The 23714-nt window shown below is 56.0% G+C and carries 25 protein-coding genes; 8 read left to right on the top strand and 17 right to left on the bottom strand.

Annotation, left to right across the window (positions count from 1 at the left end; genetic code table 11):
• Nucleotides 1–49 precede the first annotated feature (49 nt).
• The 12 genes from OZ410_RS03510 to OZ410_RS03455 all read right to left on the bottom strand — a co-directional run bounded on the left by OZ410_RS03510 (nucleotide 50) and on the right by OZ410_RS03455 (nucleotide 10962).
• A complete protein-coding gene (locus tag OZ410_RS03510; protein WP_277706529.1) occupies nucleotides 50–556 on the bottom strand; it encodes a DUF2480 family protein in 507 nt (168 codons plus the stop codon).
• A gap of 14 nt (nucleotides 557–570) precedes the next feature.
• Nucleotides 571–900: a DUF59 domain-containing protein gene (locus OZ410_RS03505; RefSeq protein WP_277706528.1), complete on the bottom strand. Its 330-nt coding sequence runs from the start codon at nucleotides 898–900 to the stop codon at nucleotides 571–573.
• A gap of 19 nt (nucleotides 901–919) precedes the next feature.
• Complete coding sequence (locus OZ410_RS03500) at nucleotides 920–1354, bottom strand: SufE family protein (RefSeq protein ID WP_277706527.1); 435 nt, start codon at nucleotides 1352–1354, stop codon at nucleotides 920–922.
• Nucleotides 1355–1406: 52 nt separating this feature from the next.
• On the bottom strand, nucleotides 1407–2633 hold the full coding sequence (locus tag OZ410_RS03495) for an aminotransferase class V-fold PLP-dependent enzyme (protein WP_277706526.1): 1227 nt from the start codon (nucleotides 2631–2633) through the stop codon (nucleotides 1407–1409).
• 70 nt (nucleotides 2634–2703) lie between these two features.
• Nucleotides 2704–3270 carry a hypothetical protein gene (locus tag OZ410_RS03490; protein ID WP_277706525.1) on the bottom strand — a complete coding sequence of 189 codons (567 nt, stop codon included), beginning with the start codon at nucleotides 3268–3270 and terminating at the stop codon, nucleotides 2704–2706.
• A gap of 99 nt (nucleotides 3271–3369) precedes the next feature.
• Entirely contained in the window at nucleotides 3370–4686 is a 1317-nt protein-coding gene (gene sufD / locus OZ410_RS03485; RefSeq protein ID WP_277706524.1) for a Fe-S cluster assembly protein SufD, read from the bottom strand.
• A gap of 26 nt (nucleotides 4687–4712) precedes the next feature.
• Nucleotides 4713–5465 carry a Fe-S cluster assembly ATPase SufC gene (gene sufC / locus OZ410_RS03480; protein ID WP_277706523.1) on the bottom strand — a complete coding sequence of 251 codons (753 nt, stop codon included), beginning with the start codon at nucleotides 5463–5465 and terminating at the stop codon, nucleotides 4713–4715.
• A gap of 6 nt (nucleotides 5466–5471) precedes the next feature.
• Nucleotides 5472–6341, bottom strand: coding sequence for an N-acyl homoserine lactonase family protein (locus tag OZ410_RS03475; protein WP_277706522.1), 870 nt, complete (start codon nucleotides 6339–6341; stop codon nucleotides 5472–5474).
• Nucleotides 6342–6356: 15 nt separating this feature from the next.
• Complete coding sequence (sufB, locus tag OZ410_RS03470; RefSeq protein ID WP_277706521.1) at nucleotides 6357–7802, bottom strand: Fe-S cluster assembly protein SufB; 1446 nt, start codon at nucleotides 7800–7802, stop codon at nucleotides 6357–6359.
• Nucleotides 7803–7834: 32 nt separating this feature from the next.
• Nucleotides 7835–8164, bottom strand: coding sequence for a HesB/IscA family protein (locus tag OZ410_RS03465; RefSeq protein WP_277706520.1), 330 nt, complete (start codon nucleotides 8162–8164; stop codon nucleotides 7835–7837).
• A 124-nt stretch (nucleotides 8165–8288) separates the two neighbouring features.
• The gene (locus OZ410_RS03460) at nucleotides 8289–9665 is read right to left on the bottom strand and encodes a hypothetical protein (RefSeq protein ID WP_277706519.1); all 1377 of its coding nucleotides are present in this window, start codon (nucleotides 9663–9665) and stop codon (nucleotides 8289–8291) included.
• A gap of 10 nt (nucleotides 9666–9675) precedes the next feature.
• Nucleotides 9676–10962, bottom strand: a complete 1287-nt coding sequence (locus tag OZ410_RS03455) for a choice-of-anchor B family protein (RefSeq protein ID WP_338156642.1) — start codon at nucleotides 10960–10962, stop codon at nucleotides 9676–9678.
• A gap of 53 nt (nucleotides 10963–11015) precedes the next feature.
• Here OZ410_RS03455 and thiL point away from each other — a divergent pair, with 53 nt between their 5' ends.
• Nucleotides 11016–12065, top strand: a complete 1050-nt coding sequence (gene thiL, locus OZ410_RS03450; protein ID WP_277706518.1) for a thiamine-phosphate kinase — start codon at nucleotides 11016–11018, stop codon at nucleotides 12063–12065.
• Between the two features lie 3 nt (nucleotides 12066–12068).
• On the opposite strand, the gene OZ410_RS03445 is transcribed toward thiL, so the two are convergent.
• Complete coding sequence (locus tag OZ410_RS03445) at nucleotides 12069–12296, bottom strand: hypothetical protein (RefSeq protein ID WP_277706517.1); 228 nt, start codon at nucleotides 12294–12296, stop codon at nucleotides 12069–12071.
• A 244-nt stretch (nucleotides 12297–12540) separates the two neighbouring features.
• Between OZ410_RS03445 and OZ410_RS03440 the strand changes: the two genes are divergently transcribed.
• The 6 genes from OZ410_RS03440 to OZ410_RS03415 all read left to right on the top strand — a co-directional run bounded on the left by OZ410_RS03440 (nucleotide 12541) and on the right by OZ410_RS03415 (nucleotide 19481).
• A complete protein-coding gene (locus OZ410_RS03440; protein WP_277706516.1) occupies nucleotides 12541–13833 on the top strand; it encodes a branched-chain amino acid transport system II carrier protein in 1293 nt (430 codons plus the stop codon).
• A 64-nt stretch (nucleotides 13834–13897) separates the two neighbouring features.
• Nucleotides 13898–14452: a CopD family protein gene (locus tag OZ410_RS03435; protein ID WP_277706515.1), complete on the top strand. Its 555-nt coding sequence runs from the start codon at nucleotides 13898–13900 to the stop codon at nucleotides 14450–14452.
• A 130-nt stretch (nucleotides 14453–14582) separates the two neighbouring features.
• The gene (locus OZ410_RS03430; protein ID WP_277707166.1) at nucleotides 14583–16001 is read left to right on the top strand and encodes a sensor histidine kinase; all 1419 of its coding nucleotides are present in this window, start codon (nucleotides 14583–14585) and stop codon (nucleotides 15999–16001) included.
• A 9-nt stretch (nucleotides 16002–16010) separates the two neighbouring features.
• Nucleotides 16011–16793 carry an enoyl-CoA hydratase/isomerase family protein gene (locus OZ410_RS03425; protein ID WP_277706514.1) on the top strand — a complete coding sequence of 261 codons (783 nt, stop codon included), beginning with the start codon at nucleotides 16011–16013 and terminating at the stop codon, nucleotides 16791–16793.
• A 16-nt stretch (nucleotides 16794–16809) separates the two neighbouring features.
• Nucleotides 16810–18363, top strand: coding sequence for a hypothetical protein (locus OZ410_RS03420; protein WP_277706513.1), 1554 nt, complete (start codon nucleotides 16810–16812; stop codon nucleotides 18361–18363).
• Nucleotides 18364–18404: 41 nt separating this feature from the next.
• Nucleotides 18405–19481: a PA0069 family radical SAM protein gene (locus tag OZ410_RS03415; protein ID WP_277706512.1), complete on the top strand. Its 1077-nt coding sequence runs from the start codon at nucleotides 18405–18407 to the stop codon at nucleotides 19479–19481.
• Between the two features lie 6 nt (nucleotides 19482–19487).
• Here the strand turns inward: OZ410_RS03415 and OZ410_RS03410 are convergent, their stop codons facing one another.
• The 4 genes from OZ410_RS03410 to OZ410_RS03395 form a co-directional block, all read right to left on the bottom strand.
• Nucleotides 19488–20909: a Gfo/Idh/MocA family protein gene (locus OZ410_RS03410; RefSeq protein WP_277706511.1), complete on the bottom strand. Its 1422-nt coding sequence runs from the start codon at nucleotides 20907–20909 to the stop codon at nucleotides 19488–19490.
• Between the two features lie 91 nt (nucleotides 20910–21000).
• Nucleotides 21001–21657: an HD domain-containing protein gene (locus tag OZ410_RS03405; protein WP_277706510.1), complete on the bottom strand. Its 657-nt coding sequence runs from the start codon at nucleotides 21655–21657 to the stop codon at nucleotides 21001–21003.
• A complete protein-coding gene (locus OZ410_RS03400) occupies nucleotides 21654–22391 on the bottom strand; it encodes a lysophospholipid acyltransferase family protein (protein ID WP_277706509.1) in 738 nt (245 codons plus the stop codon). Before OZ410_RS03400 ends, OZ410_RS03405 begins: the two co-directional genes overlap by 4 nt.
• Before the next feature lie 57 nt (nucleotides 22392–22448).
• On the bottom strand, nucleotides 22449–22859 hold the full coding sequence (locus tag OZ410_RS03395; RefSeq protein WP_277706508.1) for a BrxA/BrxB family bacilliredoxin: 411 nt from the start codon (nucleotides 22857–22859) through the stop codon (nucleotides 22449–22451).
• A gap of 124 nt (nucleotides 22860–22983) precedes the next feature.
• On the opposite strand from OZ410_RS03395, the gene OZ410_RS03390 reads away from it, so the two are divergent.
• Entirely contained in the window at nucleotides 22984–23712 is a 729-nt protein-coding gene (locus OZ410_RS03390) for a TerB family tellurite resistance protein (protein WP_277706507.1), read from the top strand.
• Nucleotides 23713–23714: the final 2 nt, after the last annotated feature.

Here is a 23714-nt window from a genome sequence, read left to right as displayed (position 1 = left end):
ATCAACAACAAAAATAATCATTGTTGATATATGCGGCTGGTTATCAACACTATTTTCGACGATAGAGGGGCACGGAAGAACAGGCCTCCCCGAACTGTATGGTACGGGCCACCCCCAGTAGCCGGTCCACGGCTTGTGTATAGGCGGTAGGCGGCACGGGCAAATGGCTGCAACCCTTTATAATAACCGGCTTGTCCCGGAAGGGCTCCACGTCCATGGCAGCCAGGGTTTCCGAGAAAATAACGCTCTCCAGGAGCTCGCGGGAACCCACTACCACCTTGCGGGCCACCGGGGCCAGGTGGGTACTTATCAACATATAGGCCCAGGTAGGCACAATGGCATCCGAGCTGCAGTACAGGTACACGAAGGCGTCCTGGTAGGCTGCCCAGTCATGGGCCTTTACCGCTTCCCGGAAGGGCTGTTCCCTCAGGATTATGCCCTGGTCCAGCCAGGGGCTGATGTCCAGGCCATGCCGCGGACCCTGGGGGTAGAGTTCCTCCAGGTCCAGCGTCCTCAGGGAGCTTTGGGCAACGCGGTTTACAATTTCACCTTCCATGTGCGCAGCGGAAATTAGAGGAGGCCGAGTTCCAGTTTGGCTTCCTCGCTCATCAATTCCTGGGTCCAGGGCGGATCAAAGGTGATTTCCACCTCGGCGTCATTGACCAGGTCCAGGGATTTTACCTTTTCCTCCACCTCTACGGGCAGGCTTTCGGCTACCGGGCAGTTGGGGGAGGTCAGGGTCATCAGGATCTTCACGTCGCGGGCTTCATTGACAAAGACGTCATAAATAAGCCCGAGCTCGTAGATGTCCACCGGGATTTCCGGGTCGTATATGGTCTTGAGGACCCGGACGATCTTCTCGCCGAGTTCCTGCGTATCTATGCCTGTTTGTTCTTCCATTTGTATTGGGTTGGGAGCCTCAGGACTCCATCTGGGTTTCGTACGCCACGGCGTAGAGTTTCAACTGTTTGATCATGCTCACCAGGCCATTGGCCCGGGTGGGCGAGAGGTGTTCCTTCAGCCCGATTTCGTCGATAAATTCCGTTTTGGCGGCAATGATATCAGACGGTTTCTGGTGGCTGAAGGCCCGGATCAGGATCCCGATAATACCTTTGGTGATAATGGCATCGCTATCCGCCGTAAAGACCAGGCGCCCGTCCTCCAGGGCCGCATGAACCCAAACTTTACTCTGACACCCTTTAATCAGGTGGTCGTCTGTCTTGTACTGTGGGTCAATCTGCGGCAGGGACTTGCCCAGTTCAATCATGTATTCGTAGCGCTGCATCCAATCGTCAAACATGGAGAATTCCTCCACGATGTCCTGTTGTATGCTGGCGATATCTTGCTGTTCCATAGCCGCAAAAATACGATAATAAAGCCTGTCTTTCAACCGGTTTAGGGGGAAGCTAGGACAGCATCTGCCGGGCCCGCTCTACCCCGGCCGCCAGGCGGTCCGCTTCTTCCAGGGTATTGTAGAAGCTGAAACTGGCCCGAACGGTGCCCGGGATGCGGTAAAAGTCCATGATGGGCTGGGCGCAGTGGTGGCCTGTACGCACCGCAATCCCCATTTTATCCAGCAGGGTCCCCACATCGTAGGGGTGAATCCCCTCCAGGTTAAAGGAGATCACGGAGGTTTTACGAGCGGATTCCCCATAAATTTTCATACCCGGGATCTTCATCAGGGCTTCCGTGGCATGGGCCAGCAATTGGTCTTCGTAGGCCGCAATGGCATCCATGCCAATGGCATTGAGGTAGTCCAGGGCTGCGCCAAAGGCGATGCCGCCGCAGATATTCGGGGTACCGGCTTCGAATTTGTGGGGCAGCCCGGCATAGGTGGTTTTATCAAAGGTGACCGTTTCGATCATTTCGCCCCCTCCCTGGTAGGGCGGGAGTTTTTCCAGCCAGGCTTCTTTCCCATACAGGATGCCTACCCCGGTAGGGCCGCAGAGTTTGTGTGCGGAAACGGTATAGAAGTCCACATCCAGGGCCTGCAGGTCTGCGGCAATATGGGGGGCGGCCTGGGCCCCGTCTACCAGCACGGCAGCGCCAACCTCATGGGCGGCGGCAATGATGGCTTCAATGTCGTTTACCGTCCCCAGGGCATTGGAGACGTGGTTGCAGAAGACCAGCTTGGTTTTATTGGACAGGCCTTCTCGGAAGGGTTGCAGCACCAGTTCCCCTTTTTCATCCATGGGGATCACCCGCAGCCGGGCGCCCGTACGCTGGCAGAGCATCTGCCAGGGTACAATATTGGAGTGGTGTTCCAGGGCGGAGACCCAGATTTCATCGCCTGGTTTCAGGAATTCGGTAAACCCCTGGGCTACCAGGTTTATCCCGTGCGTGGTGCCCGAGGTAAAAAGGATTTCATGGGCTTTGGCTGCATTAAAATGCTTCTGGATCTTCACCCGGGCCTGCTCGTAGGCATCGGTGGCTTCCTGGGAAAGGGTATGCACCCCCCGGTGAATGTTGGCGTTGTATCGGCTGTAGTAATCTACGATGGTGTCGATCACCTGTACCGGGGTCTGGGAGGTGGCCGCATTGTCCAGGTACAGCAAGGGCTGCCCGTTTACCTCTCGGGTAAGGATGGGAAAATCTTTTCGGATTCTAGCTACGTCCAGCACGGGTGTTTTCATAGGGTACAAAGATACCGAACGCCAGGGTTTTTTAGGGCCTGTTTCCAGGGGATTATGCGGGTCGGAGCCCTTAAAACCGGAAACCCGTCCCAATGCGCAAGAGCCCTACATAACTGGTAGGCGACTTGCCGAACAGGCCCATACCTTCTACCTGGGTTTGTACATACCAGTTGGGGGTAAGGTCGTAACCCAGTCCAAGGCTGATCACCGGACCATGGCTGGTCTCTTCACCTTGCAACCGTCCATTGGCATCAAAAAAAGCCGGTGAAAAACGACTGGTTTGATAGCCCCAGCCCAGGCCTGTTTGCAGATGTAGGCGTTTTGCCTGGTCCAGGTCCCATTCGGCAAAAAACTTACCGGAAAAAAAGGCGTCCCGATACTTGTTTTCCTGTACGGGATCTGAGTCGTTGATGATCGTAGTGGCAAACCAGCTGCCAGCCAGGGAGGCGCCAATGCGCGCTTTACCCCATTGGGCGAACGTTCGGCCAATTTCCAGGCCAATGATCCCCTGATTGGATGACCGGAAACTATCGCCAATGGAAATCGGGTAATGGACGCTGGCGTTCCAGGGCTGCGTTTGCGCCTGCACAGCATGTCCCAGTAGCCATAATACCAGGAGGAGTAATAATCGAATCATACGGTTGGGTTTGAAATGTTAGTCTTCCAAACCTACCCGATAAAATTGCCGATAATTCCTACAAAAACGTTAATTGAGATTTCTTTAAGTCCTGTTGGTTTACAGGTTAAAGCCAATATTCACGCCCAGTTTTTTGGCGATCAGTTTATTGATCCGGGCCTTAACTTCCTGGATACGCACGCTCTCCAGCACATTATTTGCAAAGGCGTACATCAGCAGGGCCGAGGCCTCTTTTTCCGGGATCCCGCGGGAACGCAGGTAGAACTGCGCCTCTTCGTCCAGCTGCCCAATGGTACATCCGTGGGAGCAACGCACGTCGTCTGCAAAGATTTCGAGCTGCGGCTTGGTGTTTACCTCGGCCTGGTCCGAAATCAGCAGGTTGTTGTTCTGTTGGAAGGCATTGGTTTTCTGGGCAATCTTGTCTACAATGATCTTCCCGTTGAACACCCCGGTAGAGCGGGAGCCGTAAATACCCTTGTAGTCCTGGTGGCTCTCGCAGTTGGGCTGCTGGTGGTGCACCAGGGTATGGTGGTCTACATGCTGTTTTTCCCCCAGGATGGTCACCCCTTTCAGGATGGAATTGATGTGTTCCCCGTCCTGGTAGAAATTCAGGTTGTTCCGGGTAAGTTTCCCCCCGAAGGAAAAGGTGTGCACGCTTACCTGGCTGTTGTCCTTCTGGTCAATGTAGGTGTTGTCGATCAGGGAAGCCCCGGGCATGTCGTTCTGCACCTTGTAATAATCCACAATGGCATTTTTAGCGGCAAAGATCTCCGTCACGCAATTGGTGAGCACCTCGTTGGAGGTCAGACTCTGGTGGCGCTCAATGACCTGCAGCTCCGCGTTTTCCTCCACAATGATGAGGTTGCGCGGCTGTACCATCAGGGCAGCCTCGTTGCCGGTAGAGAAATGCAGGATTTCCACGGGCTTGCGGGGCGCCTTGTTCTTTGGGATATAGATATAGGCCCCTTCCTTGGTAAAGGCCGTATTTAGGGAGGTCAAAGAGTCTTCCCTGGAAGCCACCTTGTTGAAGTAGACATCAATGATGGGGCGGTACATGGGCTTGGAAAGCGCCGCGCTCATCAGGCAGATGTCTACCCCGTCGTGCGTGGTTTCGGAAAGGTAAGAGCTGTATACCCCGTCCACAAACACAATCTTATAGGTGTCGATCTCGTGCAGGAAGTAGGGCTTTACCTCCCGGTACTCCAGGTTGTTGTCTTCCTTGGGGAAGATGCTGAAGTCTACCTGTTGCAGGCCGGCCAGGGAGGTGTATTTCCAGGCCTCCATCTTGCGGTGGGGGAATCCCTTGGTTTCAAAATTCTTCAGGGCCTCGGAGCGCATCTCGTGGATGGGGTGGTCCAGGTCCACCTGATTCTCAAAGGCCATAAAGGAGGAGAGGAGCTTCTCTTTTAGATCCATGGTACTTGCTTTAGGTGCCGGGTTCCTTACAGGACGGCTTCCTGTTTGATCCAGTCGTATCCTTTTTCTTCCAGTTCCAGGGCCAGTTCTTTATCCCCGGACTTCACGATCTTCCCATCGTGCATTACGTGTACCACATCGGGCACGATGTAATCCAGCAGGCGCTGGTAGTGGGTGATCACCAAAAAGGCATTTTGTTCATTTTTCAGGCGGTTTACTCCATTGGCAACTACCCGAAGGGCATCGATATCCAGGCCGGAATCCGTTTCGTCCAGGATGGCGAGTTTGGGCTGCAGCATGGCCATCTGGAAGATTTCATTCCGTTTCTTTTCCCCGCCGGAGAACCCTTCGTTCAGGGAGCGGGATAAAAATTTCCGGTCAATTTCCAGCAGTTCCGCCTTTTCCCGGATCAGCTTCAGCATCTGGTTGGCCGGCATTTCTTCCAGCCCCTGCGCCTTACGGGTCTCATTGATGGCGGTCTTCATAAAATTGGTTACAGTAACCCCGGGGATTTCCACCGGGTACTGGAAGGACAGGAAAATACCCAGGTGGGCGCGTTCTTCGGGCGCCATATCGTCCAGGTCGGTCCCGTCAAAGAGGATCTGACCCCGGGTTACTTCAAAATCTTCCTTCCCGGTAATCACGGAAGCCAGGGTACTTTTCCCGGAGCCGTTGGGGCCCATGATGGCATGGACTTCGCCCGGTTTGATTTCCAGGTTGATCCCCTTAAGGATCTTTTTATTTTCAATACCGGCGTGGAGGTTCTTTATCTTCAACATAGGGGCTTACTTTAAAAACTCAGGTGCTTTAGGCATGGATTCGAAATCTTCCTTGCTGTGTTGCAGGGTTACCTTGGCGCCGGTGGAATCGGCAAATGCTTCAAAGGCTTCCATGCTGGCAAGGGTCTGGTCTACATCGGTGTTAAATACGGGTACGCGCTTGTGCAGGCGGTTTTCCTTCAGGTGGTAGAGGTCGCCGCTCAACAGAACCGGGCCGTTTTCGGCCAGGTCCACATACAGGGCAGAGTGCCCCGGGGTGTGGCCGGGCATGGCCTTGATCATCACGCTACCGTCTCCAAAGACATCAAAATCCCCGGAGATTTGCTGCACTTTTGTAAGGTCGTTCACAGCGTTAAACATATCCGGCTGGGCCGCCTCCATCTCGGGGCTGCTGATCCAGGCGTATTCGGTATCCTGTACCAGCCAGGTGGCATTGGGAACGCTTTCCGCATGCCCGCTGTGGTCAAAGTGGGTGTGGGACAGGGACAAGTAATCAATATCCTCCGGGCTCAGGCCAATGGCAGCCAGTTGGGCAGCCAAAGAGTCCGGGCGGGACACGGTAAAATTACCGTCAGGGGAGGTAAAGGGCTCCGGCAGGCCCACCAGGGCTTCCGGCAGGCCGGCATCCCACATCAGGGTGCCTTTGGGGTGAACAATCACATAGTACGCATCGGCAAAGGTGGTGCTTTCGCCCCGGTACACGGAATCCTGGGCAAAGATTTCCAGGTTGTTCACCTGCACGGTTCCCCCATCCAGGGCATACAGGTGTACTTCCGGTTTGGCAGGGTTTTCTGCGGCTGCTTCCGTTTTCTCGGCTTTTTCCTTGCAACCCGTGAATACGGCCAGGGCCGCTAGCAGGGCAAGGGGTTTAGTCACGGTTCTGATCATAGCTTATCCTACTGAGCCTTCCAGGCTGATTTCCAAAAGTTTTTGCGCCTCCACCGCAAATTCCATGGGCAGTTTGTTCAGCACTTCCTTGCTGAACCCGTTTACGATCAGGGCAATAGCCTTTTCGGTATCGATACCCCGCTGGTTGCAGTAGAAAATCTGGTCTTCCCCGATCTTACTGGTGGTGGCTTCGTGTTCAATTTGTGCGGTCTTGTTGCGCGCCTCGATGTAGGGGAAGGTGTGGGCCCCGCATTCGTTGCCCATCAGCAGGGAATCGCACTGGGAGAAGTTCCGGGCGTTTTGTGCCCGGCGCCCTACCTGTACCAGGCCACGGTAGCTGTTCTGGGAACGGCCGGCGGAAATTCCCTTGGAGATGATGGTACTGCGGGTGTTTTTCCCCAGGTGGATCATCTTGGTGCCCGTATCGGCCTGCTGGTGGTTGTTGGTCACGGCAATGGAATAGAATTCCCCGATGGAGTTATCCCCTTTCAACACGCAGGAGGGGTATTTCCAGGTTACCGCGGATCCGGTTTCTACCTGTGTCCATGAAATTTTGGCGTTGCGCTCGCAAAGGCCGCGCTTGGTCACAAAATTGAAGACCCCGCCTTTCCCGTCCTTGTCGCCGGGGAACCAGTTCTGCACCGTAGAATATTTGATCTCCGCGTCGTCCAGGGCAATGAGTTCCACTACGGCGGCGTGCAATTGGTTCTCGTCCCGGGAAGGCGCTGTGCACCCTTCCAGGTAGCTGACATAACTGCCCTGGTCGGCAACCACCAGGGTCCGCTCAAACTGGCCGGTCCCGGCCTGATTGATGCGGAAGTAGGTGGAGAGTTCCATTGGGCAGCGCACCCCTTTGGGGATGTAGCAGAAGGAACCGTCGGAGAATACTGCAGAGTTCAGGGCGGCGTAAAAATTGTCTTTCTGGGGCACCACGGTACCCAGGTATTTCCGGACCAGTTCCGGATGCTCCCGGATGGCCTCGGAGATGGAACAGAAGATAATGCCTTTCTCCGCCAGGGTCTTTTTGAAGGTGGTGGCCACGGAAACGGAATCCATCACAAAATCTACGGCTACCCCGGCCAGTTTTTTCTGCTCTTCGATGGGGATCCCCAGTTTCTTGAAGGTCTCCAGCAGTTCGGGGTCTACCTCGTCCAGGCTTTCGTACTTGGGTTTCTTGTTGGGGGCGGAGTAATAGGAGATGGCCTGGAAATCCGGTTTTTTATAGGTCACGTTGGCCCAGTCCGGCTCTTCCATTTCCTTCCAGATGCGGAAGGCCTCCAGGCGCCACTCGGTCATCCATTCGGGCTCTTCCTTTTTCTTGGAAATGGCAATGACAATCTCCTCGCTGAGGCCAACGGGGAGGGTGTCCGACTCAATGTCCGTATAGAAACCGTACTCGTACTCTTTGGTTTCCAGTTCTTTCTTTAATTCCTCTTCGGTATATGCCATATGCAATGCCTTGCGTTAGTGCCAACCCCGCCCTAGAGCGAGAAACTTTCCCCGCAGCCGCAGGTGCGCTGGGCGTTTGGGTTATTGAAAACAAATCCTTTCCCGTTCAGCCCCCCCGAGTATTCCAGGACGGTACCGATCAGGTAGAGAAAACTTTTCTTATCCACAATGATGCGTACGGCGTTGTCCTCAAAAACCTGGTCTGCTTCCCCGGCTTCCCGGTCAAATTTCAGCTCGTAGGACAACCCGCTGCATCCGCCGCTCTTCACCCCTACCCGGACATAATCCGACTGGGCGTCGTAGCCTTCCTCCTTCATGAGCGAAACCACACGGTCCCGGGCGGTATCGGATACTTTGATCATTCTAAATTTGGATTTAATCTAAATAGTTCACAAATATACGTACAAAGGCCTATTCTACCGCATTTGGTAACATTATTATAACGTATATCGGCATTGGGGAATTCTATGCCTGCCAGGAAGGAAATCAGTGGTACTTCAGGATCAGCAGATCTGTCATACCCAGAGGGTTAAGGCCTGCGGCTCCTTCGGCCGCCAATTCGCCTACCACCACCAGGGAGCCATCTGCCAGGTAAGCGGCGTCAAACCCCAGGTCTATCCCGGCACCGCCAAAGGTGGCCTGCCATAGGTTGTTGCCGCCGGCGTCCATCCGCACCAGGTACAGGTCGTTTTCCCCGGCATTGGCCAGGCTGCCCGGGGTACTCCGGGTATTCCCGGCCAGGAAAAAGCTGCCCTCCGGCCCGGGTGCGATGGCCTCGGCGGCGTCAAAGGCCGGGCCGCCAAAGCTTTGCTCCCAGAGCAGGTCCCCGCCTTCGCTCAGGCGGGCCAGCCAAAGGTCGGCCTCACCCAGGGGGTTGCTAATGTCGCCATCCGTACTGAAGCTGTGTCCGGTAACCAGGTAGCCGCCTTCCGGGTGGGTCACCAGGTCTGCCGCGGTATCGATGCCGCTGCCGCCCAGGTTCCGCTCCCAGACCATCCGGCCCTGGGGGTCCAATTTTACGACCCAGAAATCGTAGCTGCCCCTGGGGTCGGTAATATCGTAATCCCCGCTTTCCGAAAACCCAGCCAGTACAAAGCCGCCGTCCGGGGCGGCCGTTACGGCATGGGCCCTGTCATTGTTGCTGCCGCCAAAGTAGAAACGCCAGGCCAGGGTCCCGTCCGCTTCCAATTTGGTGCACCAGAATTCTCCCACCCCATGGTAGGCAGAGGCGCCTCCCTTTTCGGTATATCCGTCCGCACGGGCGGCCGTCAGGTCCAGGAAGCCGGTGAAGAGCAACCCCCCGTCTGCTGTGGCCAAAATATCGTAGGAGTGGTCGTGGCCCGAAAACCCGAAGCTTTGTTCCCAAAGTACATTTCCCTCTGCATCCAGCCGCAGCACCCAGTTGTCGTGGAAGCCCTGATTGCTGCTGGCATCCCCGTCGTCGCTCATGGCGTAGCCGGTCAGGGCGTAGCCGCCGTCTGCGGTCTGGATCAGGGCCTGCCCCAGGTCTTCCTTGCTGCCCCCGTAGGTCCGGCTCCATTCCAGGTTGGACGCGGCGTCAAATTTAAGCAGCCAATAGTCGCTAACGGCCTGCGTCTTGCCCTGTAGATCGCCGTCTGTACTCTCGGAATATCCAAGCACGGCAAACCCGCCATCTTCGGTGGGAATCACGGCCCGGGCACTTTCCGCCCCGCTGCCCCCATACAGGCGCGCCCATTCCAGGGTGCCTCCAAAGGGGGGTGTAACGGGCCCATCCGGGGCCTCCCCCCGGTCGCAGGCGGCAAGGGCCAGCAGCAGGAAAAGGGCCAGGAGCGGTTGCGGCAGCGGGCCGCGCAATGAAATGCAGTGGATGGAACCAATCATATCGCCTGGCTTATGGGGTGGCTTTCAGGACAAACAGGCCATTGCTGATGTCATTCACCAGGATATGCCCGCTTTCCAGGTAGGGGTAAATGCTCCAGACTCCGTCAAACTGGGGGGAATTGGAAGCGGGAAAAGTATCGAAGAATCCCGTTTCTGCAAGGCTGCCGGTGCCTATGCCGGAGAGGTCTATCATCCGCACCCCGGCGGTGTAGTTGGCCAGGAAAAAGGTGTTGCCGGCCACGTAGCCGTTGTGGTCAATAGCTGTAGTAGGGCCGGAATAACTAAAGGAGAGCACCGGGTTGTCCAGGTCCCCAAGGTCAAATATCAGGGTGCGGGAATTCAGCCCAAAGTTAATTTCGTCCAGTTCGTCCCCCAAAATAAAATACCGCTGGTCTTCAGTAAACCAGCCCTGGTGGGTATAGCCCAGATTGGAGTATCCCAGCCCGCTGATGCGTATCGGGTTGGCTTTGTCGGTAACGTCGGCCACCACCACCTCATTTTCATTGGCACCAATGTAGATTTCCCGCCCGGTGTAGGCGGTATCGGGCCCGGCGTAGGTGACCACCTGGGCGTCATGGGAATAGCCGCCCCCGGAGAACCCGCCTGCCGCCTGGGGGCTGGCCGGGTTACTGAGGTCTACAAAATGCGGACCTCCGCCAAAAGTTCCTGTGCCCACGGCATAACCAAAGCCTGAGGCTTCATTGATCACAATGTTATGTGCATTCCCAAAACCGGTGTATACGGCGGTAGGGGTAAAGGAGACCGGGGGATTGCTCACATTGCGCAGCTGGGTCAGGTCAAACACCTGCATCCCGTGGCCGGCAGCTTCCGAAACGATATAGGCGTGGTTGGCGTAGACCTTGATGTCCCGCCAGAGGCTGTTGGCAGTTTGGGTGGGGAGCTTGCCCAGGTAGACCGGGGCAACAGGGTCTGCCAGGGAAATAAAGGCCGTGCCGTTGTCCAGGCCCACCAGGGCGTATTCCGTACCGTCTGCGGGGTCGGTCCAGCCCCAGATGTCATTGGCTGAGTTGGCGAAGAGGGCCGTCAGGTTCTGCCGGCTTACCAGATCGTAGCCCGAACAGGGAAAGCTGCCGGCCATGCCATTTTCGCAGGGGGCAAGTATGCCGCCGGTAGCCGGGGGGTCCACAGGGTCCGGGTCGGGGTTTTCCACAGGCGGGTCCGGGTTGCCATTACCCCCGTCTACCGGGGGTGCCGGTTCATTCTTCGAACAGGCCGCCAGGACGAGAATCACGGCCAGGAAGGCCATGCAGGTCTGTTGAAAACCAGGCTTTTTCATGCGCTTTTGGGCTAAAGATACACCTTATAAACGTTCCGCCTTACTTTTGCGGTATGTTTGAAGACAAAGATCCGCAACGCACCAGCCTGGAATCCCTGGGGGAATTCGGGCTGATCCATCACCTGACCCGTGAATTCAAAATGACCCACCCGGCTACCCGGGTAGGGGTGGGAGACGATGCCGCCGTACTGAAAACAGAAGCGGGCGCTATGGCCTGGAGCACCGACATGCTGGTGGAAGGCGTGCATTTTGACCTGGCGTACACCCCCCTGGCCCATTTGGGGTACAAGGCGGTGGTGGTAAACCTGAGCGACATCTGTGCCATGGGCATGACCCCCAGCCATATTACCGTTTCCCTGGCCGTTTCCAACCGCTTTCCGCTGGAAGCCCTGGAAGAACTGTATTCGGGGATCCGACGGGCCTGTGAGGTGTACAAGGTGGACCTGGTGGGGGGCGATACCACCTCCTCTACCCGGGGCCTGATCCTGAGCCTTTCGGTAATGGGCATGGCCTCCGAGGATGCCCCGGTGTTGCGTAAGGGCGCTTCCCCCAACGACCTGCTCGTGGTTTCGGGAGACCTGGGCGGGGCTTATATGGGCCTGCAGGTGCTGAGGCGGGAACAAGAGGTCTTTAAGGCCAATCCCAACCACCGCCCGGACCTGGAGCCCTATGCCTACATTGTGGAACGCCAACTCAAGCCCGAAGCCCGGGCCGATGTGGTGGAGTTGCTGCAAAAACTGGAGGTACGCCCCACGGCCATGATCGACATCAGCGACGGGCTGTCTTCCGAAACCCTCCACCTCTGCCAGGCCGGAGAGGTAGGCTGTGCCCTCTACGAGGAAAAGATCCCGCTGGACCCTACCGTTATTTCGGTTTGCGAGGAATTCAATCTGGATAGTACTACCATAGCGCTAAGCGGGGGGGAGGACTATGAACTGCTCTTTACCATAGCCCAGGAAGATTACCCGAAAATCAAAGGAAACCCAAACCTTACGGTGATCGGCCATATGACGGAGGCTTCGGCCGGGACACACCTGATCACACGTGCAGGAACTTCCATTCCCCTGCAGGCCAGGGGCTGGAATGCCTTTGATGCAGAGTAAGGGTTACGCCACCTGTTGTTGGTGGGCGCCTACGGTGTGTTTTTTCTGGTAGATGTACTCCAGGGTATTGTTGATTTCCCGCAACTCGGGAGTCAGCAGCGAAAGGTTGCCGCTCACGTCTGTGGTTACCTGCTTGCCGCAGTGCACACAGGCATATTCATTGATGTGGGAGGTTACCCTTTTGGAGATAGTGAAGTGGTGGCCGAAAAGCGAGCAGAGGACTTTTTTCATGGCAGTAGGTTTTGAAAGTTCGGGCATATGGGCCAGGGGTGGCCCGTGTTTTTCATGAAGGAGACAATGGGTTAGGTTAACTACTTGGTTCCGTCGTGTTTAGACCTAACGCCTGGGCCCGTATATTTATTGGATGAATCCCTGGTTTTTTGTGTATTTTTCGGGGGCTTCCGGAGAAAGGCATCCGCAAATGCCCGATTTCAGGAGGATATCCCCGGATGAATAACTCGAAAAAACACACAATTTGCTGAAAAACAGATCGGTTTGGATCCTGGGCCTGGCCCTGTTTTCCCTGTTCTTCGGGGCTGGAAACCTGATCCTTCCCCCCTTGCTCGGGTACCGGGCGGGTTCCCTTTGGTGGGTGGTGGGGTTCGGCTTTACTCTTTCGGCCGTCCTGATCCCGATGCTGGGCATCCTGGCGCATGCCCGCCTGCAGGGCGATATGTTCGATTTTGCCCGGAAAATCTCCCCCGGGTTTAGCCTGGTATATTGCTATCTGGTTTACGCCATTGCCCTGGTCCTGCCGGCGCCTCGAACGGCCTCGGTAACCCACGAAATGGCGGTGGCTCCCTTATTGGATTTTCCGCCCCTGGGCACCAGCCTGCTATATTTTGCCCTGGTATTTGTCTTTGCCCTGAACCGCTCCAGGGTTACCCAGCTGATCGGCAAATGGCTCACCCCGGCCATCTTTGCCGTTTTGGTGTTGCTCATTGGCAGTATGATCCTCTTTCAGGGCGGCGTGCCCGGCCCGGCCCAGTTTGAATTCCCGGTCAGTGCCGGTATTCTTGAAGGCTACCAGACCTTCGATGCCATTGGGGCCGTGGTGGTGGGAGGCGTAATCCTGATCTCCCTGAACCTGGAGCAACCCGACCTTTCCTTTGGGGAACGGTTCCGCATGATCAGCGGTGCAGGCGTGCTGGCCGCCCTGGCCCTGATGCTGCTCTATGCCGGCCTGATGTATTCCGGAGCGCTGTTGTATGTTCCGGGAGAGGCAGGTCCCGGCCGTACCGAATTGCTGAGTACCCTGAGTTTCCGGGCCCTGGGGGGATGGGGGCAGCGGTTCCTGAGCCTGCTCATTGGCCTGGCGTGTTTCACCACCGCAGTAGGGGTGGTAACCGGGGCTTCGGATTTTGTCAAATCCCGGTTTGGAAATTCCGACCGGGCCTACCGGATCACCGCCCTGCTGGGGTGCATTCTCGGGGTAGGAATGGGGCAATTGCCGGTGGAGGCCATCATTGCGGTGGCGGTGCCGGCCCTGATGTTTATCTACCCCCTTACCATTGTGCTGATCTTCCTCAATGCGATGCCGGACAAATGGGCCCCTTCCCTGGTGTTCCGGGGGGTGGTTGTCGTAACCCTTCTGAGCAGCCTGCCGGATTTTTTGGGCAGCCTTGGGCTTGAGGGGGTTACCGGCGCCTGGACGGCATGGATGCCCCTGAGTGCCTACCAGATGGGCTGGGTACTTCCGGCCGGACTGGCCTTTTTGGTTCTCCACCTGCTGCTGCGGGTGGTTTCCGGGCGGCAGGCGCCTTCCTGAATTCATCCCAAGGGCTTGGTTCCCCTGCCCGGAAAGCGTAAGTTTGGATAAAATTCCCGGCCCTATGGCGGAGTATTACAACTACATCAAATCCCTGCACCTGATCTTTGTGGTTACCTGGTTTGCGGGGCTTTTTTATATGCCCCGCCTGTTTATCTACCACATCGAGGCCCGGGAAAAACCCGAGGCCGAATCCCGGGTCCTCTCGGCCCAGTTTCGCATTATGGAACGCCGGCTCTGGAAGATCATTACCTGGCCATCCGCCGTACTTTGCATCCTGATGGCCGGGCTCCTCTTGTGGCTCATGCCCGGCTGGCTTTCCCAGCCCTGGATGTGGGTAAAGCTGGGTTTTGTAGCCTTGCTGCTGGCCTACCACCTGGCCATGCACCGCATGTACCTGCAGTTCCAGCGGGAATCGTTTTCATATACGTCCCGCTTTATGCGCATCTGGAATGAAGGCGCCACCCTGATCCTATTTGCGGTGGTCTTCCTGGCCATCCTGAAGAGCACCATCGACTGGATCTTTGGCCTGCTGGGCCTGGTGTTGCTGGCGGTATTGCTGATGCTCGGCATCCGGCTTTACAAACGCATTCGCCAACGGGAAGAACAGGGGCGGTAAGCCCCGGAAAAAACCCCATGGCAAGGGGCGCGCCTGTCGCCTTTTTTTGGTGCGATTATTGCTATCTTAGCGGGTAAACCCCTGGAGTTTGTTCAAAAAAATGTCTTTACGGACGCGGATTTTCCTCTCCATGATCCTGTTGGTGCTGGTGGCCTCGGTCCTGATTGCTGGGGTTACCGTAATCCAGTACCGGGAGCAGGCCAAAGATTACCACGAAAACCGCCTGGAGCGCAAGGAAGAGCAAATCCGGCAGGCCATTACCTTTACCCTGCAGCGCACCACCTACCCCATTACCACGGCAAACCTGGGCCTGATCTTCAAGGATGAAATCTATCGTATTGCCATCATTGAAAATGCCAATTTCAACCTGTACGACCTGGAAGGCCAACTCATCAAGAGTTCCCGTCCCAAATTTGACAATGACTCCGTATCCCTCTGCCTGGAAACCCATGTATTGAATGCCCTGAGGGGTAGCGTGGATAAGCGCTATGTGGAGGCTGCAGCCGCAGCGGGGGAGCGATACCAGGCATCTTACACCTATATCCTGGATGGCAAATTCAAGCCCATCGGTATCCTGCACCTGCCGTATTTTGAAGAGAACTCCTTTTATTATTCCGAATTGCGGGAATTCCTGTTCCGCCTGGGCGGGGTGTACCTGCTCATGCTATTCAGCGCAGTAGCCCTGGCCTACTTCATTTCCAAATACATCACACGGTCCCTGCAGACGGTTTCCGACAAACTTATCCAGACCCGGCTGGCACGGACCAACGAAAAAATCTTCCTGGACGACGCCAGCGAAGAAATCTCCAAACTCATCACGGCCTATAACGGCATGATTGACGAGCTGGAACTCAGTGCAGCCAAACTGGCCCGCAGCGAACGGGAGCAGGCCTGGCGGGAGATGGCCAAGCAGGTGGCCCATGAAATCAAAAACCCGCTTACCCCCATGCGGCTGAGCGTACAGAGTTTTGAACGGAAGTTTAATCCGGAAGATCCGGAAATTCGCCAGCGCATGGCGGAATTTTCCAAGACGCTTATCCAGCAAATCGATACCCTGAGCAGTATTGCCTCGGCCTTTTCCAACTTCGCCAAAATGCCCGCACAACAGAACGAAACCCTGAATGTGCCCGAAATTGTGAAATTGGCCCTGGATATCTTTAACGAGCCCTATATCCATTTCATGACCGACTCCGAAGAGCTCATCGCCAAAATGGACCGTACCCAGCTGATCCGGGTGGTAACCAACCTGGTGAAAAATGCCATCCAGGCGGTACCGGAGGTGCCCCAGCCGCGAATCCTGGTCTCTGTGGCCGCAGAGGGCAAATGGGTCAAAATCATGGTGGCGGATAACGGAGTGGGCATTGCAGACGCCAACCGCGATAAGGTTTTTGAACCCAAATTCACCACCAAATCCAGCGGGATGGGCCTGGGCCTGGGGATGGTCCGCACCATTGTTGAAACCTATAGCGGGAGTATTGACTTTACCTCACAACCCGGGAAGGGCACGGTCTTTACCGTGCGCCTGCCCCGGATCGTAGAACCCGAATAATCCAAATACATGAAGTACAAGAACCTGAAATTGGAGATGCATGGGCCGGTTGCCATGGTTTATGTGGACCGTCCCAAAAAACTCAATGCCCTGAACCGGGTAACCATTGAGGCGCTGCATGAGGCGTTTGCAGCCCTGGATGCAGATCCTGGGGTGCGGGCGATCATTCTGAGGGGTAGCGGCCCCAAGGCGTTTGTGGCCGGAGCGGATATCGCTGAATTTGCCGGTTTTAGCCCCGGGGAAGGCCAGCAGCTTGCGGCACGGGGCCAGGAGCTGCTCTTTAATTTTGTGGAACAGCTGAGCACCCCGGTCATTGCGGCTATTAACGGGTACGCCCTGGGCGGCGGCCTGGAGCTGGCCATGGCCTGCCATATCCGGGTAGCCAGCCACAATGCCCGCCTGGGGTTACCTGAGGTTTCCCTGGGCCTGATTCCCGGCTACGGAGGCACCCAGCGCCTGCCACAGCTCATCGGGAAAGGCCGGGCGATGGAACTCATTTTCACCGCCGGGATGATCGAGGCCGAAAAGGCACAGGACTACGGACTGGTGAATCACGTTACTGCCCTGGAGGACCTGGAGGAATACTGCCTGAAGCTGGGCGGGCGCATCGCCAAAAATGCGCCTACGGCCATTTCGAATGCAATAAAAGCGGTCAATGCGGGTTTTAGGAGTAGCGATACCGGTTATCAGGCCGAAATAGAGCAGTTTGGCCATTGCTTCGGGACCGAGGATTTCAGGGAAGGCACCCAGGCATTCCTCGAAAAACGAAAGCCCGAATTCCCGGGTCGCTAAGCCCAAACCACCCAATATGAAATACCTGCCTGTCCTGTGGGTCACCCTGCTGATGGCCCTGTTTGCACAGGGGCAAGAAATGCCCGTGGAGTACCGCTTTGGCGAAAAATATAGCGATCGGTATAAATATTCGAACCTCCTGAACTTCTCGGAGGTGGAATCCGGGGAAAAGCTCCTGGTCCGGGCCTATTACACAGGGATTGTGCTCCGTCCAAAGGGATATTTGATAGAGCGTTACAATGCCCAGCTTGAACTTTTGGATGAATATAATTACAAGTTCCGCGGGGCGGATTTTGTGGACGGGTTTACGGCCAATGGCCAAATATACCTTTTGTTTTTAGAGTATGATCCCGAGCGACTCAGTTATATTTATACCGTTCATCAGAGTCCGGTAGGGGCTTATAATTTCACGCAGAAAGTCCTGTTGACCGTCCCTTCAGTCTACGTGGACAATGCCCTGGACAAGAACTATTTCAACCGAAAATTCAATTCTGGTTTTACTACCACCGTCCTCTTTGACCGGGAGCAACGCGCCTTTGCCATTAGCCTGCATTACAAGAAAGGTAAAGATGATCGCCATCGCATCCTGGTGTACAATTACAACCTGCGCCCTATGCTGGATGTGGATTTTTCAGGCGAAATCGAAGAGAAGAACTACGCCTTTGAAGCCCTGGAAATGGCACCGGATCTCTCCGCTGCCTTCCTTATCGGGAAGGCCTATTTCAAGAAACGCCGCTTTAAGGCCGAAGAACGCCGGTTCCAGTACGAACTCGTCAAGCTTACCCCGGGCGGCAGCCAGACCGCTACCTATGATGTACCCGGCAAATATGCCGAAGGGCTTAAGCCCATTTGGAAAGGGAATACCCTGGTTTGCGTGGGCTTTTACGCAGACCGGAAGGACAATCGCTACAACGGGCTGCAGTATTTTGAGGTAGACCCCGTAAGCCTGGAAGGGTCCAACCTGAAGTACAATCCCTTTAGCGAGCAGTTTATGTTCGATAAGTTTGGAACGGAAGACGAAAAGGTGGTGAAGAACCTGGCCTTTAAAGAGGTGCGATTTGACGCCCAGGGCAACCTGTTGTTTAACGCCGAGGAATACTTTGTCACCAGGGGGATGGAAATGAGCCCCAGCGGGGGGCGGGTGCAGGTGGAACGCTTCCACCACAACGACATTGTAAGCGTAAAGCTCGATCCTCAGGGCCGTCTGGTCTGGGCACGGAACATCAATAAAACGGAGGTCACCCAGAACGACGGCGCCTATATCTCCTACAGCGCTTTTACCAAAGATGGCAACACCTATTTCTTTATCAGTTCGGCGGCGGACAATCCCCAGTTGCTGAATAACGAACGCCTGATATTTCGCCAGGGCCTGAGCCGGAACCGGAATATATTCCTGATCCGCCTGGATGCCCAGGGGCAAATGAGCTATGAAAAAATCATCAGCCACGACGAGGCGCGCCTTCCTATGATGGTTTCCCAGCCCCTGATCCGTCCTTCTGAGGATACCCTCTTCTTCTACGCCAAGCGCGGGGGCAAAAAGCAATTGGTCGCCATTCAAATTCAAGGCTAATCAGGATATATTCCATATATTTGGATTATATCCCGATTTTTATGTCTGAAATTCCCGGTCACCCCCTGAAAGGAAGGGGGGCGCAAAGCCGTCGTCAAAATCGATTTGACGCCCAGCGTCACGAAGTGCTACAGGAATTCCTCCAGCACTGCCATGAAGAGGGCGAAGCGCTATCCCCCCGCACCACCCATACCCGTATCTTTCCCAAGACCATTGTCAATAAGGTGGAAAGCCCGGATGTACGGATGCCCTACAGCATGAACCCTTACCAGGGATGCGAGCATGGGTGTGTGTATTGCTATGCGCGCAATTCGCATGAATTCTGGGGCCTTGGGCCGGGCCTGGATTTTGAAAGCCGCATTTTGGTGAAGGAAACCGCCCCAACCCTCCTGGAAGCTTTTCTGAAAAAACCCTCCTGGAAGGCCTCTCCTATTGTGCTTTCCGGGAACACGGATTGCTACCAGCCCCTGGAACGGGAGCTGCGCATCACCCGCGCTTGCCTGGAGGTCTTTCTGAAGTACCGGCATCCGGTGGGTATCATCACCAAAAACGCCCTGGTACTGCGGGACCTGGATCTGCTGCAGGAGCTCCATGCCCATGGGCTGGTGGCGGTGCATATTTCCCTGACCACCCTGAACGAATCCCTGCGCAGGCAGCTGGAACCCCGCACGGCAAGTGCCCAAAGACGGTTACAGACCATTAAGGCCCTTTTGGGGGCAGGAATTCCGGTAAATGCCATGCTGGCCCCGATTATCCCGGGGTTGAACAGTGCGGAAATTCCCGCGCTGGCCAAGGCGGCAGCGGAACACGGGGCCCTTAGTTTTGGATATACCGTGGTGCGGCTTAACGGGGCCATTGCCGACCTCTTTGCCGAATGGTTACAACAAACCATGCCGGAGCGTTCCGAAAAGGTGTTGTCCCAGATCCGCCAATGCCACGGCGGGCAGTTGCGCGATAGCCGCTTTGGCACCCGCATTAAAGGGGAGGGGCCGGTTGCCGAACACATCCGCCAGCTGGCTCAGGTAGCCCGGCGGCGTTACTTCAAGGGCCGCCAAATGCCGGCCCTGAATTGCGGGTTACACGCCGCATATAAATCCGGCCAGTATTCCCTGTTTTGACGGGTGTCAGACTAACTCCCAACCCTTTCGGTAAGACCCGCGTACCCATTCGTTCCCCAGGTCAAAGTTGGTCACCGTCATGTTTTCCCCATCCCATTGGATTTTTTTCCGTCCGGGATATTCAAAATAGGCTCTGCCGTTGCGTTCATTGATCTTGCGCACCTTATACTGGTAGGCCCGGATGGCCAGGTTCCCCATCAGCACGGATTCCGTGAGTTTCCCCGCCCGGGAGAAGGGGGAAGAGGTAGGCGTGCCATTCAGGCAGGCGTCTACCCAGTTTTGCTGGTGACCACCGGTGCCGCCTTCTACACGGGGCAGAACCGGAGCGGGTTTGTTTATCAGGCCCATCAGGGAAGAAGGCAGCAGGCGGGCGTTGCGGGAATACGTGTCGCACACCAGGATGCCCCGGGTGCCGTAAAAAATGCTGCCTCCCCCATTGTCGCCAATGGTTTCCCCGTCTGCCAGGGCATCGGGGAGATCTGGTTTCAGGCCGCCGTCAAACCAGTTTAATTCCACCTTGCCGTGGTTGGGGGTGTCGAATTTCAGGCGCACGATGGATGAGGAGGGGCAGGAGGCGCTGTAATCGGCTTCCACAAAGTCGCCCACCCAGTTAGTGGTACAGCTGGCTTCGGCTTCGGTGGGGTATCCCAGGTCCAGGACGCTAAATGGGGTTTCCATGATATGGCAGCCCATATCTCCCAGGGCGCCGGTGCCAAAATCCCACCATCCCCGCCATTTGAAGGGCAGGTAGGCTGCGTTGTAATCCCGCATGGCGGCTGGTCCCAGCCAGAGGTCCCAATCCAGGGTATCCGGAATGGCCTGCTTTTCGGTGGGCAGGGGTACTCCCTGGGGCCAAACCGGGCGGTTGGTCCAGCAATCTACCTTTTGTACTTCCCCGATAATGCCGGCATCAATCCATTCCCGGGCCTCGCGGCTGCCGTCGCTGGAGGCGCCCTGGTTCCCCATCTGGGTCACAATGCCCATCTGCGCTGCCACTTCGGTCATCAGCCGGGCCTCGCGTATGTTATGGGTTAGCGGTTTTTCCACATAGGCGTGTTTCTTCTCCCGCATAAAAGGCAGGGCAATGGTAGCATGGGTATGGTCCGGAGTGGCCACCATGATGGCGTCCATGTCCTTGAGGTGTTTTTTATAGACCTTCCGGTAGTCCTTGTAGCGTTTTACATCCGGGAAAGCCTCATACGTGGGCGCTGCCCGTTGCTCGTCCACATCGCAGAACGCCACAAATTTTACCTTGCCGGTTTCCTGCAGGCCCCGGATCACGCCTCCGCCCCGACCACCCACGCCAAAGGCGGCTATATACAGGGTGTCGCTTGGCGGTACATGTTGTTTTCCCAACACATAGGAAGGGACAATGCTAAAGGCAGCGGAAGTAGCCGCAGATTGTTTCAGGAAGGTTCTTCGTTTCATCTTGGTTTTGGGTTTGAAATCGGGAAAGAAGATACGAATTCCTTCGCATTACAAGGCAGGACAGGCAAGCAGGCCTGTTCAAACGGAAGGGCTAGCGACGCCCGTTCCACTCGTCGTAGAACTGCTCCAGATATTGCAGCAAAAAAGCGTGGCGCTGTTCGGCCAGTTCCTTACCCGTAGCCGTATGCATCCTGTCCTTGAGCAGCAGTAATTTCTCGTAAAAGTGGTTCAGGGTGGGCCCGTCTGATTTTTTGTACGCTTCTTTGGTGAGGTCGGTGCGCGGGGGGATGTCCGGGTCGTACAGGGGCCGGTTTTTAAACCCGCCATAGTTGAAGGCCCGTGCAATCCCGATGGCTCCCAGGGCATCCAGGCGGTCTGCATCCCGCACCACATGGAGTTCGGCAGATTCGAAGCCCTGTCCTTTTTCCAGGCTGTTTTTAAAGGAGATATGCCGGACGATTTGAACCACATGCTTGCGCACACTATCCGCCACCGGCAGGGTCTTCAGGAAGGCATCGGCCTTTTTCGGGCCTGCGGTTTCGTCTCCGTTGTGGAATTTGGCGTCTGCAATGTCGTGGAGCAGCGCCGCCAGGCTCACTACCAGCAGGTCTACCGGCTCTTCCCGGGCAATCTGCAGGGTATTGCGGAACACGCGCTGGGTGTGGAACCAGTCGTGTCCTCCTTCGGCCCCTTTGAGGGTGTCCCGTACAAAAGCTACGGTGCGTTCTACGAGTTCACTGTCGGTCATGGGGTGGTTTCGATTGCAGCTACAATGGTTTCTTCCAGCCGCTGCAGGCCTGCTTCGTCCATTTGGCTGGCCGGCATGGGCGGGTGTACGGTAAAGGTAATCCGGGCGCCAAGGCCATTGGGGAACTTCCCGTAGCGGAACATTTTCCAGGATTGGTTTATGGTGATGGGTACCACCGAGGCGGACGGGGCGTGTTCCAGCAAGACGCTAAGGCCATAGGTTTTAAACGGCTTGGGATGGCCGGTTCGGGAACGGGTGCCTTCGGGAAAAATTACTGCACTCCTCCCGGTGTTTTCTATATATTCCCCCAGGTGTTTGAGGGCGGCGTAAGCCTGTTTCCGGTCCCGGCGATCGATCAGGGCAGAACCCCCGTGGCGAAGGTTATAGGAAACGCTGGGAATACCCTTCCCCAGTTCTTTCTTACTGACAAACTTGGGGTGGAATCGCCTGAAATACCAGATAATTGGGGGGATATCGTACATGCTCTGGTGGTTGGTCACAATAATCAGGGGACCCTTTTCAGGCATGGATTCCGGGTAGGTAATCCGGTAGCGGGTGCCCAGAATGTGCGTGCACCTCATGATGGAGAGGTTCAGCCAGCTTACGCTGCGCTTGTGGGCTTCGTATCCGAATAGGTTAAGGCAGATCCACTGGATGGGGTGGAAGACCACCAGCACCATCCCGAAACAGAGGAGGTACAGGGCAGAGAGCGGGTATGCCAGGAGTCGGGCCATATCACAAAAATAAAAAACCGCTGGATGCCAGCGGTTTTTCGGGAATGCCAATTTGTTCTAGCAAAATTCGTCGAAGGCCTGCTTGAGGTTTTCGGCGATCATCTCTGCGGGGCGACCTTCAATGTGGTGCCGCTCAATCATATGGACCAGCTCCCCATCTTTAAACAGCCCCATGCTGGGGGAGGAAGGCGGGAAAGGCACCATCAGGTGACGGGCAGCATCTACGGCTTCCCGGTCCACACCTGCAAAGACGGTGGCCAGGCGGTCCGGGGTTTTGGTATTGGACAGACTGAGTTTGGCAGCCGGCCGCGCATTGGCGGCGGCACAACCGCATACGGAATTCACCACAACCAGGATGGTCCCGGGTTGCTTGATGGCAGCTTCCACTGCTTCTGAGGTATAGAGTTCCTCAAACCCGGCAACTGCCAGGTCTTCCCGCATGGGTTTAACGAGTTCAGGAGGATACATAGCGCTTCTTTTTAACGTTTCGGCAAAGGTATGAAAAGGACTGCAAATCACCATGCCCATCCCAAGGGGCTGTGGTAGCCGGCGAGATCTGCTGCGAAGCCCTATCTTTGGCAAAAATTTTCGCATGCTCAAATGGTTTGGCGCTTTTCTGGGGTATCTCTTCCTCCGCTTTCCGGGTGCCATCGTCGGGTTTATGCTCGGTAGCCTGGCGGACAGCCTCAACAGCAATGGCAGTACGGTGTTCCGGGATTTTACCCGGCCGCAGGTGTCCCCGGCCGACTTTGAACTGAACCTCCTTTCGCTTTGTTCCCTAGTGATCAAGGCCGACGGGAAGGTAAGCCAGCAGGAACTGGATTACGTGCGCCGCTATTTTTTACAGACCTATGGGAAGGAGCGGGCCAATGCCATTTTCAGGACCTTTAATGAGGTCATTAAAAAGCGGGAAATCTCCGCCCAGCGCATCTGCTCCTACCTCAATACGCACACCCGGTATGAAGTGCGCCTGCAGCTGGTGCATTTCCTGTTCGGCATTGCCCAGGCAGACGGGCAGGTGAGCAAGGCGGAAGTGGCCAAGCTTCGGCAAATTGCCGGGTACCTCCGGGTTGGGGCCACCGATTTTGAAAGCATCATGGCTATGTTCGTGCGTTCGGCAGATACGGCCTATACCATCCTGGAAATTGAGCGATCGGCCACGGACGAGGAGGTCAAAAAGGCCTACCGCGCCATGGCCAAGAAGTACCACCCGGACCGGGTCAATACCCAGGACGAAGCCATCCGCCGGGGCGCGGAGGAGAAATTCAAGGAGGTACAAAAGGCCTACGAAACCATACAGCGGGAACGGGGTATGGGGTAATA

It is taken from the genome of Robiginitalea aestuariiviva (genome assembly GCF_029537735.1).
GTDB lineage: Bacteria > Bacteroidota > Bacteroidia > Flavobacteriales > Flavobacteriaceae > Robiginitalea > Robiginitalea aestuariiviva.
Note: the sequence above shows the minus strand (reverse complement) of the source record. Positions and strands in the feature narration are given on the sequence as shown.

Excerpts from the sequence above, each read along its gene's own strand:
- OZ410_RS03510 (WP_277706529.1), bottom strand. The coding sequence starts at position 556 with ATGGAAGGTGAAATTGTAAACCGCGTTGCCCAAAGCTCCCTGAGGACG.
- OZ410_RS03505 (WP_277706528.1), bottom strand. The coding sequence starts at position 900 with ATGGAAGAACAAACAGGCATAGATACGCAGGAACTCGGCGAGAAGATC.
- OZ410_RS03500 (WP_277706527.1), bottom strand. The coding sequence starts at position 1,354 with ATGGAACAGCAAGATATCGCCAGCATACAACAGGACATCGTGGAGGAA.
- OZ410_RS03495 (WP_277706526.1), bottom strand. The coding sequence starts at position 2,633 with ATGAAAACACCCGTGCTGGACGTAGCTAGAATCCGAAAAGATTTTCCC.
- OZ410_RS03490 (WP_277706525.1), bottom strand. The coding sequence starts at position 3,270 with ATGATTCGATTATTACTCCTCCTGGTATTATGGCTACTGGGACATGCT.
- sufD (WP_277706524.1), bottom strand. The coding sequence starts at position 4,686 with ATGGATCTAAAAGAGAAGCTCCTCTCCTCCTTTATGGCCTTTGAGAAT.
- sufC (WP_277706523.1), bottom strand. The coding sequence starts at position 5,465 with ATGTTGAAGATAAAGAACCTCCACGCCGGTATTGAAAATAAAAAGATC.
- sufB (WP_277706521.1), bottom strand. The coding sequence starts at position 7,802 with ATGGCATATACCGAAGAGGAATTAAAGAAAGAACTGGAAACCAAAGAG.
- OZ410_RS03465 (WP_277706520.1), bottom strand. The coding sequence starts at position 8,164 with ATGATCAAAGTATCCGATACCGCCCGGGACCGTGTGGTTTCGCTCATG.
- OZ410_RS03460 (WP_277706519.1), bottom strand. The coding sequence starts at position 9,665 with ATGATTGGTTCCATCCACTGCATTTCATTGCGCGGCCCGCTGCCGCAA.
- OZ410_RS03455 (WP_338156642.1), bottom strand. The coding sequence starts at position 10,962 with ATGAAAAAGCCTGGTTTTCAACAGACCTGCATGGCCTTCCTGGCCGTG.
- thiL (WP_277706518.1), top strand. The coding sequence starts at position 11,016 with ATGTTTGAAGACAAAGATCCGCAACGCACCAGCCTGGAATCCCTGGGG.
- OZ410_RS03445 (WP_277706517.1), bottom strand. The coding sequence starts at position 12,296 with ATGAAAAAAGTCCTCTGCTCGCTTTTCGGCCACCACTTCACTATCTCC.
- OZ410_RS03435 (WP_277706515.1), top strand. The coding sequence starts at position 13,898 with ATGGCGGAGTATTACAACTACATCAAATCCCTGCACCTGATCTTTGTG.
- OZ410_RS03430 (WP_277707166.1), top strand. The coding sequence starts at position 14,583 with ATGATCCTGTTGGTGCTGGTGGCCTCGGTCCTGATTGCTGGGGTTACC.
- OZ410_RS03425 (WP_277706514.1), top strand. The coding sequence starts at position 16,011 with ATGAAGTACAAGAACCTGAAATTGGAGATGCATGGGCCGGTTGCCATG.
- OZ410_RS03420 (WP_277706513.1), top strand. The coding sequence starts at position 16,810 with ATGAAATACCTGCCTGTCCTGTGGGTCACCCTGCTGATGGCCCTGTTT.
- OZ410_RS03415 (WP_277706512.1), top strand. The coding sequence starts at position 18,405 with ATGTCTGAAATTCCCGGTCACCCCCTGAAAGGAAGGGGGGCGCAAAGC.
- OZ410_RS03410 (WP_277706511.1), bottom strand. The coding sequence starts at position 20,909 with ATGAAACGAAGAACCTTCCTGAAACAATCTGCGGCTACTTCCGCTGCC.
- OZ410_RS03405 (WP_277706510.1), bottom strand. The coding sequence starts at position 21,657 with ATGACCGACAGTGAACTCGTAGAACGCACCGTAGCTTTTGTACGGGAC.
- OZ410_RS03400 (WP_277706509.1), bottom strand. The coding sequence starts at position 22,391 with ATGGCCCGACTCCTGGCATACCCGCTCTCTGCCCTGTACCTCCTCTGT.
- OZ410_RS03395 (WP_277706508.1), bottom strand. The coding sequence starts at position 22,859 with ATGTATCCTCCTGAACTCGTTAAACCCATGCGGGAAGACCTGGCAGTT.
- OZ410_RS03390 (WP_277706507.1), top strand. The coding sequence starts at position 22,984 with ATGCTCAAATGGTTTGGCGCTTTTCTGGGGTATCTCTTCCTCCGCTTT.